This is a genomic window from Cellulosimicrobium sp. TH-20 (genome assembly GCF_002105775.1).
Classification (GTDB): domain Bacteria; phylum Actinomycetota; class Actinomycetes; order Actinomycetales; family Cellulomonadaceae; genus Cellulosimicrobium; species Cellulosimicrobium funkei.
Genome location: NZ_CP020857.1, coordinates 2,533,371 through 2,545,543, shown reverse-complemented (window position 1 = coordinate 2,545,543; position 12,173 = coordinate 2,533,371). Strand labels below are relative to the sequence as shown.

The window sequence follows — 12,173 nt, the reverse complement described above, 5'->3', positions numbered from 1 at the left end:
GCCGGGCGTCGTCGTGCGTGGGGGTGGGTATCCGGCCGCCCCGGCCGCCCGGGGTCAGGAGCGGACGAGGACCGTGCCCGCGGCGCGGTCGTGCAGGCCGCGACCGTCGGCGTCCCACACGACCGCCGGGATGACGAGGCAGAGCAGGACCGTGCGCAGCACGCCGCGGCCGAGGCCGACCATGCGGGCCGGCTCGGCGAGACGCCGGACGCGGATCCCCATGACGCGGTGGCCGACGGTGAACCCGAGCGTGCTCACGAGCAGCACGTTCTCGATCGCGAAGACCAGCGGTTGCGACCAGACGGGCAGCGCCGAGATGCCCTCGAAGAACCCTGGGGCGGCGGGCCGGAAGAAGAGGAACGCGACCAGGGTCGCGAGGACCCAGTCGATGATCAGCGCGACGACGCGCCGCCCGAGCGTCGCGAGGGAGCCGGGGCCGTCCGGCGGGAGTCCCAGCCGCGCACCGCGACCGCTGTTCTGGCCGCCCGGGGCGCCCTCGAGCCACGAACCCATGTCCTCGCGTGAAACCACGGGACCAGCGTACGTGCCACGCGGTGGACGGGACCGCCCGCCGGCCGCCGGACGGCGGTATCGTGCCGAACGGCACACCGACCCCACGTCGGCTGCCGCGCGCCCTCGTGTCGCACGATCGTCACACGGGGACGCGGGACGTAACACGACCGAAACAAGGGGTACACCGTAGGGAAACCGCCCCGGCCTAGGTTCGTGGGCGCCACGTCAGCGGCTCGTCCGCCGCGCAGCCCGACGGCACCACCCGATCAAGGAGCAACGGATGTTCAACAACGCGGAGGAGGCAATCGCCTTCACGCGGAACGAAGGCGTCGAGTTCGTCGACGTCCGGTTCTGCGACCTGCCCGGCATCATGCAGCACTTCAACATCCCCGTCTCGCAGTTCGACGAGTCGGCGTTCGAGGACGGCCTGATGTTCGACGGGTCGTCGATCCGCGGCTTCCAGGCGATCCACGAGTCGGACATGAAGCTCGTGCCGGACGTCAAGACCGCGTTCGTGGACCCGTACCGCAAGCGCAAGACGCTCGTCGTGAACTTCTCCATCGTCGACCCGTTCACGGGCGAGCCGTACTCGCGCGACCCCCGCAACATCGCGGCCAAGGCCGAGGCGTACCTGCGCTCCACCGGCATCGCCGACACGGCGTTCTTCGCGCCCGAGGCCGAGTTCTACCTCTTCGACGAGGCGCGCTTCGCGACGAACCAGCACTCGAGCTTCTACTACCTCGACTCCGTCGAGGCCGCGTGGAACACGGGCCGCGAGGAGGAGGGCGGCAACCTCGCGTACAAGACGCGCTACAAGGGCGGCTACTTCCCCGTCTCCCCGTCCGACCGCTTCGCGGACCTGCGCGACGAGATGTGCGCGACGCTGGAGAAGGTCGGCCTCGAGGTCGAGCGCGCGCACCACGAGGTGGGCACCGCCGGCCAGCAGGAGATCAACTACCGCTTCAACACGCTGCTGCACGCGGCCGACGACCTGATGAAGTTCAAGTACGTCATCCGCAACGAGGCGTTCGAGGCCGGCAAGTCGGTCACGTTCATGCCGAAGCCGATCTTCGGCGACAACGGCTCGGGCATGCACTCCCACCAGTCCCTGTGGAAGGACGGCAAGCCGCTGTTCTTCGACGAGAAGGGCTACGGCGGTCTCTCCGACCTCGCGCGCTGGTACATCGGCGGCCTGCTCAAGCACGCGCCGTCGCTGCTCGCGTTCACCAACCCGTCGGTGAACTCCTACCACCGCCTGGTCCCGGGCTACGAGGCCCCGGTCAACCTGGTCTACTCGGCCCGCAACCGCTCCGCGTGCATCCGCATCCCGGTGACCGGCTCGTCCGCCGCCGCGAAGCGCGTCGAGTTCCGCGTGCCGGACCCGTCGGCCAACCCGTACCTCGCGTTCGCCGCGCAGCTCCTCGCCGGCATCGACGGCATCAAGAACCGCATCGAGCCGCCGGAGCCGATCGACAAGGACCTGTACGAGCTGCCGCCCGAGGAGCACGCGCAGATCCAGCAGGTCCCCGGCTCGCTCGCCGAGGCGCTGGACAACCTCGAGGCCGACCACGAGTTCCTCACGCAGGGCGACGTGTTCACGCCGGACCTCATCCAGACGTGGATCGACTACAAGCGCACCCACGAGATCGACCCGATCCGCCTGCGCCCGCACCCGCACGAGTTCGAGCTCTACTACGACATCTGATCGGAGGGCCTCACGGCCCTGCCCAGGATGACAGCGAACGGCGTCCGTCCTGCACCTCTCCGGTGCAGGCCGGGCGCCGTTCCGCGTGGTGCGACCAGCATGCCCTTGTCGCCGGAGCACCCCTCGCGCTAGGTTTGCGAGCGGCGGTAACGATGCTGCCCGCAACAGCAGGGAGATTCATGAGCACTCGCTTCCGGCGCGCCCTCACCACCGTCGTCTCCGTCCTCACCTCGGCGGTCCTGGCCGTGTCCGTCACCGCCCCGGCGGGCGCGGGGACGGGCCCCTCCCCCACGAGCACCGACCAGGCCGCGAGCGTCGCCGCGTGCGCCGCGACGTGGTCACCGACGACCGCGTACTCGGGCGGGAAGACGGCGTCGCACCACGGGCGGAACTGGACGGCCCGGTGGTGGACCCAGCGCGAGACGCCGGGGTCGACGAGCGTCTGGGTGGACGCGGGCCGGTGCACGGGGGGCGGGGACGACTTCGTGGTGAGCCGCGCGGAGTTCGACGCGATCTTCCCGAAGCGGCACCCGTTCTACACGTACGACGGGTTCGTCGACGCGCTGGGCGCGTACCCGGCGTTCGCCAGCACGGGGACGCCGGAGACCCGGACGCGCGAGGCCGCGGCGTTCCTCACGCACGCGGACTTCGAGTCGGTCGGGCTGCGGTACGTGAAGGAGATCAACGAGGCGAACTACTGGATCAAGTGCGACTACTCCCAGCCGTTCGGCTGCCCGGCGGGCCAGACGGCCTACTACGGGCGCGGGCCGATCATGTTCAGCTGGAACTTCAACTACAAGGCTGCCGGCGACGCCCTGGGCATCGACCTGCTCAACGACCCGTGGCTCGTCGAGGAGGACCCGTCCGTCGCCTGGCAGACCGCGCTCTGGTACTGGAACACCCAGAACGGGCCCGGCGTGATGACGTCGCACCAGGCGATGGTGTCCGGCGCCGGCTTCGGCCAGACGATCAACTCGCTCAACGGGGCGCTCGAGTGCGGCGGGGGCAACCCGGCGTCGGTGCAGTCGCGCGTGGACCGCTACGTGCGGATCACCGAGGTGCTGGGCGTGGCCCCGGGCTCGGGCCTGACCTGCTGAGCAGCCCGGACCGCGGCGTGGGCGGCCGGTCGGCCGCGGCACGTCCGGCGGCGTGAGCGGCGGGTGCGGTGCACGCAGGGGGCGCACCGCACCCGCCGGTCAGCCGCCGAGCCCGCCGGTCAGCCGCCGACCCCGGCGGCCACCGGCGCCTCCTCGGTCCCGGACACCGAACCGGCGTCGGGCACAGCCTCCGGGTCAGCCTCAGACCGCACGACGTGGGACGACGGCAGCCCCGCGCCGGGGCGGAACCCGGCGTAGTGCTCGGCCGCGGCGCGGGCGCACTCGTCCTGGTAGACGTGCCCGCCACCGAGGTACACGGCGATCTCCTCGCGCTTGCCCGGCACGTTGCCGCCGACGAACCAGGCGCCCGCCTTCCTGCCCTCCTCGTACATGACGGTCGCGCGGGCCGCGCGGTCCGTCTCGGCGCGCCACCACTCCTCCGCCTCGGGCGTGGCCTCGAGCCGGTCGACGCCGTGCTCTCGCGCGTACGCGAGCGCGCGCTGGAGCCACTGCGCGCCGCGCTGGACGGGCACCGTGAGGTTGGACAGCGGCGTCTGCGGCCCGAGGGACATGAAGAAATTCGGGAAGCCGTGGACGGAGATGCCGAGGTAGGTGCGCAGACCGTCGCGCTCCCAGCGCTCGCGCAGGGTGACGCCGTCCCGCCCGACGACGTCGAACGCCGTGAGCGCCCCGGTCATGGCGTCGAAGCCGGTGGCGAGCACGAGCACGTCGAGCTCGTGCTCGACCTCCCCCACGACGACTCCGCGCGGTGTCACGCGCGTGATCGGCGTGGTCAGCACGTCGACGAGCTCGACGTTCTCGCGGTTGTATGCCGCGTAGTAGCCGTGGCCCGTCGGGGGTCGCTTGCCCATGAAGCGGTACGTCGTCGGGGTGAGCAGGCGGGCCGTCCGTGGGTCCTCGACGACCTCGCGGATCTTGCCGCGCAGGAACTCGGACGCGAGCTCGCTCGCCTCGGGGCTGGACACGAGGTCCGTGAAGCACTCGTTGGCGAACCGGAAGCCGCCCGCCTCCCAGCGGGACTCGAAGACGCGGCGGCGCTCCTCGGCGTCGACCTCGAGCGCGGACCGCGTGGGGATCTCCATGGGGACACCGAAGGGGTGGCGCGTGGCGCGCTCGAAGACGTCGTCGTAGCGGGCGCGCAGGGCGGCGAGCTCGTCGGCCGTCACGGCGGGGCTCGTCGTCTCCAGCACGTAGTTGGGGGTGCGCTGGAAGACGGTGACGTGCTCCGCCACGGCCGCGAGCTCCGGCAGCATCTGGATCCCCGAGGCACCGACCCCGAGCAGGCCCACGCGCTTGCCCGCCAGGTCGACGCCCTCGTGCGGCCAGCGGGCCGAGTGGTGGACCGGCCCCGCGAACGTGTCGAGCCCCGGCAGGTCCGGGTACAGGGGCCGGGAGAGCAGGCCGGTCGCGGAGACGACGTACGTCGCCTGCAGCCGGGAGCCGTCCGCGAGGGTGAGGGTCCAGAGGTTCGTCGCGTCGGAGTGCTCGGCCCGCTCGACGGCGACGCCGAGCCGGATGTCGCGGCGCAGGTCGAGCCGGTCGGCGACGAACTCGAGGTAGGCGCGGATCTCCTCACCGCGCGGGTAGCGCTCGGACCAGTCCCACTCGTCGCGCACCTCGCGCGAGAACGAGTACGCGTACGCGAGGTACTCGGAGTCGGTCCGCACGCCCGGGTAGCGGTTGGCCCACCAGGTGCCGCCGATCCCGTCCGCGGCGTCGACGACAAGCACGGACAGGCCGATCTCGCGCAGGTGGTGCAGCATCGCCAGGCCCGAGTAGCCCGCCCCGATGACGACCGCGTCGTAGAGCGTGCCGTTCGTGGTCTCCGCCATGGACGACTCCCCCGTGTCAGGTACGTCGGCGCAGGCCCGGTGCCCGTGCGACGCGGTATACCGTGCCACGACCTGCGACGTCGTGCCACGGCGACCGCAGGACGGTCACGGGGTCACGGCTCAGAACGGCCAGACGAGCGGCACGTAGAGGACCGCGGCCGCGAGGAAGACGAGGGCGAGCGGCAGGCCGAGGCGCCAGTAGTCGCCGAACCGGTACCCGCCGGGCTGCAGGACCATGAGGTTGACGGGGGTGGCGATCGGGGTGAGGAACGCGGCCGCGCCCACGACCGTGAGCGCCATCATGAACGGCAGCACGCTCACGTCGAGCGTCTGCGCGAACGACACCGCGACGGGGGCCATGACGAGCACCGTCGCGACGTTCGAGATGAACTGCCCGAGCACGAGCGTGAGCACGCACACCACGAGCAGCGCGAGGCGCGGCGACCCGTCGCCCGTGAGCCGGAGCACGAGCCCGGCGATCGCCTCCGCCGCCCCGGACGAGACGAACGCCGCGGACAGCGGGATGAGCGCCGCGATGAGCACGACGGTGTCCCACGAGATCGCGCGGAACGCCTGCGGCACGGTGACCACCCCGCCGACCACCAGGGCGCCCGCGGCGAGCAGACCGGCGATGACGGGCGGCACGACGCCCGTCGCGAGCAGCACGACGGTCACGACGAGCACGGCGAGGCAGCGGCGCCACCCGCGGCTCAGCGGGACGCCGCGCTGCAGGCTGCGCGCCGAGTCGACCGCGAGCACGTCGGGCGACTGCGTGTACCGGTGCAGCGCGTCCCACGGGCCGCGCACGAGCACGGCGTCGCCCGGCTGGAGGGTCAGCGTCCCGGAGGCCCGCTCGGCATCGGAGGCCGACGCGTGCGCCTCGCCCCGCCGGAGGGCGACCACGACGAGCCCTTCGTCGCGCGTCGTCATGCCCGGGCTGACGGTGCGCCCGACGAGGGTCGATCGGGGCGCGATGACCACCTCCACGACCCCGGTGCCGCCGGTGAACAGGCGGCCCGTGTCGAGGTCGGGCGTGTAGCTCTCGCGCCACGAGCGCACGCGCTCGCGCGGGTCGGTCGCGGTGTCGGCGAGGTGCTCGGGGACGCGCTCGGGCAGCAGCCGGTCGCCGAGGGTCACGACGAGCACCGCGGTGGCGAGGACGAGCGGGGCGCCGACGAGCGCGAACTCGAAGTAGCCGAACTCGCGACCGCCGGCCTCCGCCGCCGCCTCGGAGACGATGATGTTCACCGGCGTGCCCGTGAGGGTGAGCAGCGACCCCGCGCCGGCGGCGAACGCGAGCGGGATGAGCATGCGCGACGGCACGATCCCGGCGCGCGCCGCCGCGACCACCGCGACGGGGAGCAGCGCCGCGACGGCGCCGTTGATGCTGATGACCGCGGCGAGCAGCGCGGCGACGCCCACCATGAGCGTGAGCAGGCCCGCGCGCCCGAGCGACGCGCGCCGCTCGAGCCACTGCCCGATCCACGCCGTGACACCGGTCGAGTCCAGCGCCTCGCTGAGCACGAAGAGCGACGCGATGAAGAGCACGATCGGGTCGCTGAAGCCGCCCAGCGCCTCGTCGAGCGGGAGCACGCCCGTCGCCCACAGCGCGACGGGCACGAAGAGCGCGACGACGACGAGCGGCAGGCGGTTCGTCATGAAGCCCACGACGGCGAGGGCCAGGATCGCGAACGTGGCGACCAGCGGATCGATCATGGGGCCCCCTCTCGGACGTCAGGATGCCACAGCGGCCCGGACGACGAGCCGTGCGGAATAGTGACGCCGCGGGTGCGTTGTCGAGACCATGACGACTCTCGGGATCATCGGCGCAGGCAACATCGGCTCCCAGGTGGCGCGGGCCGCCGTCGGGCAGGGGTACGACGTGGTCATCGCGAACTCGCGCGACCCGCGCACGCTCGACGACCTCGTGGCGGAGCTCGGGCCGCGGGCGCGCGCGGCGACGGCGGACGAGGCGGCACGGGCCGCGGACGTCGCCGTCGTGGCGGTGCCGTTCCACGCGTACCGCGACGTCCCGGTCGAGCCGCTCGCGGGGAAGATCGTGCTCGACACGAACAACTACTACTGGGAGCGCGACGGCCACGTCGAGGCGCTCGACCGCGGCGAGACGACGTCGTCGGGCCTGCTCCAGGAGCACCTGCCGGCGTCGAAGGTGGCGAAGGCGTTCAACCACATCCAGGCGCCGCACATCACGACCGACGGCACGCCCGCCGGGACGCCGGGCCGCCGCGCGCTGGCGACGTCGAGCGACTTCCCCGAGGCCGCCGCGTGGGTCGAGCGGTTCTACGACGAGCTCGGCTTCGACACCGTCGACACGAGCCCGCTCGCGGAGTCGTGGCGCGTCGAGCGCGACCGCCCGGCGTACGTGGCGCGCCAGGACGCCGACGAGCTGCGGGCCAACCTCGCACGCGCCCCGCGCACGATCTGACGTCTCCCGCGCGGCCCCCGTTCAGTCCTCGCCGTAGAAGACGCGCTCCATGACGGTGCGGGCCCGGCGGGCCGTGCGGAGGTAGTGCTCCTCCAGCTCGGCTCCCGTGTCCACGCCCGGCAGGTCGAGCACGCGCGCGAGGCCGTTGAGCGCGAAGCGGTCGTGCGGCAGCACGTCCACCGTCGTGCCCGTCGTGCGCCCGGACCACAGCACGAGCGCGCTGCGCAGGCGCGACGCGAGGTGCCACGCCTCGCCGAGGGTCGCGGCGTCGTCGGGGTCGACGAGCCCGACGTCGACCGCGGCGTCGAGCGCGTCCACCGTGGACGTGGTCCGCAGCGCGGGGACCTCGTGGGCGTGCAGGAGCTGGAGGAGCTGGACGGTCCACTCGACGTCGGACACTCCCCCGCGCCCGAGCTTGAGGTGCCGCGACGCCTCGACCCCGCGCGGGAGCCGCTCCGCCTCGACCCGGGCCTTGATGCGCCGGACCTCGCGCACGTGCGCGAGGTCGAGGCCCCCGGCCGGGTAGCGCCGGGCGTCCACGACGCGCGTGAACGCCTCGCCGAGCCCGGCGACGTCGCCCGCGACGGGCCGCGCGCGCAGGAGCGCCTGCGCCTCCCACACGCTGGACCAGCGCTCGTAGTACTCGGTGTACGACGCGAGCGAGCGCACGAGCGGGCCGTTGCGCCCCTCGGGCCGCAGGTCGGCGTCCACGGGCAGCGCAGGCTCCGGCCCGACGGCGGACAGCAGCTGCCGCAGCCGCGTCGCCGCGGCGAGCGCGTACGCCTGGGCGGCGTCGCCGGCCGCACCGCGCGCCGGGTCGTGGACGAACATGACGTCGGCGTCCGAGCCGTAGCCCATCTCGCGGCCGCCCAGGCGCCCCATCGCGACGACGAGCAGGCGCGCCGGCGCGGACGACGGGTCCGGCGCGTCGTACCCGAGCTCGTCGCGCGCCACGAACTCCGCGACCCGGAGCGCGCCCGCGAGCACCACGTCCGCCGCGTCGGAGATGCTGCGCGCGGCGTCGACCGGGTCGACGACCCCGAGCAGCTCGGCGGCGCCCGTGCGGGCCAGCTCGCGCCGCCGCACGGCGCGCAGGCTCACCGTGGCCGGCTCGACCTCGTCGGCGCGCGTGAGGATCGCGTCGGTCTCCGATGCGAGGCGCTCGATGCCGCGCGGGACGAGGTCCGCGTCGCCCGCGAGCCAGCGCACGGACTCGGGCGACCGGCCCAGCGCGTCGGCCATGTAGCGCGAGTTGGACAGGAGGTGCGCGAGCCGCTGGGCCGCGGACCCGGAGTCGCGCAGGAGCTGGAGGTACCAGTGCGTCGTGCCGAGCGTCTCGGAGAGCGTGCGGAACGCGAGCAGCCCGGCGTCCGGGTCGGCGCCCTCGGCGAACCAGCCGAGCATCACGGGCAGGAGCTGGCGCTGGATGGCGGCGCGGCGGCTCACGCCCTCGATGAGCGCGGTGACGTGCCGCATGGCACCCGCCGGGTCGCGGTAGCCGATGGCGGCGAAGCGCGCCTTCGCGGCCTCCGGCGCCAGGCTCACCTCGTCCGGCGAGAGCTGCGCGACGACCGGCAGGAGCGGCCGATAGAAGATCTCCTCGTGCAGGCCGCGCACCTCGCGCCGCGTCGCGCGCCACCGCTCGGTGAGGCCCGCCGCGCCCTCGGTCCGCATGCCGAGCGACCGGGCGAGACGGCGCAGCTCGTCGTCGGCCGTCGGGAGCAGGTGCGTGCGCCGGAGCCGGAAGAGCTGGATGCGGTGCTCGAGCGAGCGCAGGAACCGGTAGCAGACGCCGAGCCGCGCCGCGTGCTCGCGCCCCACGTACCCGGCGGCGGCGAGCTCGGCGAGCGCGGTGAGGGTGCTGCGGCTGCGGATCGAGTCGTCGGACCGCCCGTGCACGAGCTGGAGCAGCTGCACGGTGAACTCGACGTCGCGCAGGCCGCCCTTGCCGAGCTTGAGCTGGCGGTCGGCCTCCGCCGCGGGCACGTGCGCCTCGACGCGGCGGCGCATCGCCTGCGAGTCCTCGACGAAGTTCTCGCGACCCGCGGCCGACCACACGAACGGGGCGATCGCCTCCTCGTACGCGCGCCCGAGCTCGCGGTCGCCCGCGACGGTGCGCGCCTTGAGCAGCGCCTGGAACTCCCACGTCTTGGCCCAGCGCTCGTAGTACGCGACGTGGCTCGCGAGCGTGCGCACGAGCGGCCCCTGCTTGCCCTCGGGGCGCAGCGCGGCGTCGACCTGCCACAGGGCGGGCTCGCCGGACGTGCCGGAGCACACGCGCGCGAGGCTCGTCGCGAGGCGCGCCCCCACGGTCGTGGCGTGCTCCTCGTCGTAGCCGTCGGCGGGCTCGACGACGTAGATCACGTCGACGTCGGAGACGTAGTTGAGCTCGCGCGCCCCGCACTTGCCCATGCCGATGACCGCGAGTCGCACCCCCGCACCGTGGTCGTCGAGCTCCGCGCGCGCGACGGCGAGCGCGCCCTCGAGCGCGGCGGCGGCGAGGTCGGCCAGAGCCGCACCGACCGCGGGCATGCGCGTCAGGGGGTCGGTGACGGTGAGGTCGGTCGCGGCGATGCGCAGGATCCGCTCGCGGTAGGCGCGGCGCAGCGCGTCGACCCGCTCAGGCCCCGGCTCGGCCGCGACCGGGACGGCGGCGTCCGGGTCGGCGCCCACGGCGCGCAGCAGCTCGGCCCGCACGTCGCCCGCGGCCACCCCGGTGCCCGGCGCCGGGTCCGCGACGACCTCGAGCAGCGCGGGGCGCCGCACGACGTCGTCGCCGAGCGCGACCGACGCCCCGAGCACCGCGAGGAGGCGGTCGCGGGCCGGGCCGGGCCGCAGGGTGCCGCGCGCGAGGTCCGCGAGCGCACCGCGCGCCTCGACGTCGGGGCGCAGCGCGCCCGCGAGCCGCACGACCTGCAGGAGCGCGAGGTCCGGGTCGGCGGCCTGGCCGAACGCGGCGAGCAGCTCGTCGTCGACGACGCCCGCCGGGTCGGCGGCGCCGGCCTCGGGACCGTCGACGGACCGGGCACCCGGGTCGAGCAGCAGCGCCAGGTCCGGGTCCGCGAGCAGGCCGGCCGAGCGCGTGATGTCGGCGAAGCCGAACCGCGCGAGCCGACCCGTGAGCGTGGGCCGGCGGGACCCGCCGGACCGACCGGACGTCGTCGTGGACCCGCTCACAGGACCTGGAGGAACCGCTTCAGCTCGAACGGCGTGACCTGCGCGCGGTACGCGTCCCACTCCTGGCGCTTGTTGCGCAGCACGAAGTCGAACACGTGCTCGCCCAGGGTCTCGGCGACGAGCTCGGAGCCCTCCATGATGCGGATCGCCTCGTCGAGCGACTGCGGGAGCGGCTTGATGCCGAGCGCACGACGCTCCGCGTCGGTGAGCTCCCAGACGTCGTCCTCGGTCTCCTCGGGGAGCTCGTAGCCCTCCTCGATGCCCTTGAGCCCGGCGGCCAGCATGACGGCGAACGCCAGGTACGGGTTGGTGGCCGAGTCGAGCGCGCGGTACTCCACGCGGCTCGAGTTGCCCTTGCCCGGCTTGTACATGGGCACGCGCACGAGCGCGGAGCGGTTGTTGTGGCCCCAGCACACGTAGCTGGGGGCCTCGGCCCCGCCCCACAGGCGCTTGTACGAGTTCACGTACTGGTTCGTGATCGCGGTGATCTCCGCCGCGTGGACGAGCAGGCCCGCGATGAACTGGCGCGCCGTCTTGGACAGCTCGAACTGGGCGCCCGGCTCGTGGAACGCGTTGCGGTCGCCCTCGAAGAGCGACAGGTGCGTGTGCATGCCCGAGCCGGGGTGGTCGGCCATCGGCTTGGGCATGAACGACGCGAACACGCCCTGCTCGAGCGCGACCTCCTTGACGACCGTGCGGAACGTCATGAGGTTGTCGGCCGTCGTCAGCGCGTCGGCGTAGCGCAGGTCGATCTCGTTCTGCCCCGGCCCCGCCTCGTGGTGGGAGAACTCGACCGAGATGCCCATGGACTCGAGCATCGTGATCGCGGCGCGCCGGAAGTCGTGCGTGCTCCCGCGCGCGAGGTGGTCGAAGTACCCGCCCTGGTCGACGGGGACGAGCGGCGACCCGGCGTCGGCCGGCTGGTTGAACAGGTAGAACTCGACCTCGGGGTGCGTGTAGAACGTGAACCCCTTGTCGCTCGCCCGGGCGAGCGCACGCTTGAGGACGTTGCGGCTGTCCGCGAGGGACGGCTCGCCGTCTGGCGTGAGGATGTCGCAGAACATGCGGGCGGTACCGTGCCGCTCGCCGCGCCACGGCAGCACCTGGAACGTGGTCGGGTCCGGCTTGGCGATCATGTCGGCCTCGTACACGCGCGTGAGGCCCTCGATCGAGCTGCCGTCGAACCCGATCCCCTCGGCGAACGCCGACTCGAGCTCCGCCGGCGCGATCGCCACCGACTTGAGCATGCCGAGCACGTCGGTGAACCAGAGCCGGATGAAGCGGATGTCGCGCTCCTCGACCGTGCGGAGCACGAACTCCTGCTGCCTGTCCATGCGGTACATCCTGCCTGATCCGTGTGACGAACGGGTGACACGGTCGTG

8 protein-coding genes are annotated in these 12,173 nt (G+C 73.4%); 3 read left to right on the top strand and 5 right to left on the bottom strand.

The genetic code is table 11. The annotated features are described in order from the left end of the window. Nucleotides 1–54: 54 nt before the first annotated feature. Nucleotides 55–513, bottom strand: a complete 459-nt coding sequence (locus B8281_RS11180) for an RDD family protein (RefSeq protein ID WP_228087571.1) — start codon at nt 511–513, stop codon at nt 55–57. Nucleotides 514–793: 280 nt separating this feature from the next. On the opposite strand from B8281_RS11180, the gene glnA (B8281_RS11175) reads away from it, so the two are divergent. Both glnA (B8281_RS11175) and B8281_RS11170 read left to right on the top strand, forming a co-directional pair. After that, nucleotides 794–2,218: a type I glutamate--ammonia ligase gene (gene glnA, locus B8281_RS11175; RefSeq protein ID WP_076405451.1), complete on the top strand. Its 1,425-nt coding sequence runs from the start codon at nt 794–796 to the stop codon at nt 2,216–2,218. A gap of 179 nt (nt 2,219–2,397) precedes the next feature. Further along, the gene (locus tag B8281_RS11170; RefSeq protein ID WP_085387744.1) at nt 2,398–3,315 is read left to right on the top strand and encodes a glycoside hydrolase family 19 protein; all 918 of its coding nucleotides are present in this window, start codon (nt 2,398–2,400) and stop codon (nt 3,313–3,315) included. A gap of 119 nt (nt 3,316–3,434) precedes the next feature. Here B8281_RS11170 and B8281_RS11165 read toward each other — a convergent pair whose 3' ends face one another. Together B8281_RS11165 and B8281_RS11160 are read right to left on the bottom strand one after the other, a co-directional pair. Next, on the bottom strand, nt 3,435–5,168 hold the full coding sequence (locus B8281_RS11165) for an NAD(P)/FAD-dependent oxidoreductase (RefSeq protein ID WP_085387743.1): 1,734 nt from the start codon (nt 5,166–5,168) through the stop codon (nt 3,435–3,437). Between the two features lie 120 nt (nt 5,169–5,288). Continuing rightward, on the bottom strand, nt 5,289–6,884 hold the full coding sequence (locus tag B8281_RS11160; protein ID WP_232322545.1) for an SLC13 family permease: 1,596 nt from the start codon (nt 6,882–6,884) through the stop codon (nt 5,289–5,291). A gap of 88 nt (nt 6,885–6,972) precedes the next feature. Between B8281_RS11160 and B8281_RS11155 the strand changes: the two genes are divergently transcribed. After that, nucleotides 6,973–7,614 carry an NADPH-dependent F420 reductase gene (locus B8281_RS11155; RefSeq protein ID WP_085387742.1) on the top strand — a complete coding sequence of 214 codons (642 nt, stop codon included), beginning with the start codon at nt 6,973–6,975 and terminating at the stop codon, nt 7,612–7,614. A 21-nt stretch (nt 7,615–7,635) separates the two neighbouring features. Here B8281_RS11155 and B8281_RS11150 read toward each other — a convergent pair whose 3' ends face one another. Both B8281_RS11150 and glnA (B8281_RS11145) read right to left on the bottom strand, forming a co-directional pair. Then, nucleotides 7,636–10,791, bottom strand: a complete 3,156-nt coding sequence (locus B8281_RS11150; RefSeq protein ID WP_085387741.1) for a bifunctional [glutamine synthetase] adenylyltransferase/[glutamine synthetase]-adenylyl-L-tyrosine phosphorylase — start codon at nt 10,789–10,791, stop codon at nt 7,636–7,638. After that, nucleotides 10,788–12,125, bottom strand: a complete 1,338-nt coding sequence (gene glnA, locus B8281_RS11145) for a type I glutamate--ammonia ligase (protein ID WP_021483141.1) — start codon at nt 12,123–12,125, stop codon at nt 10,788–10,790. Before glnA (B8281_RS11145) ends, B8281_RS11150 begins: the two co-directional genes overlap by 4 nt. Between the last annotated feature and the right edge of the window lie 48 nt (nt 12,126–12,173).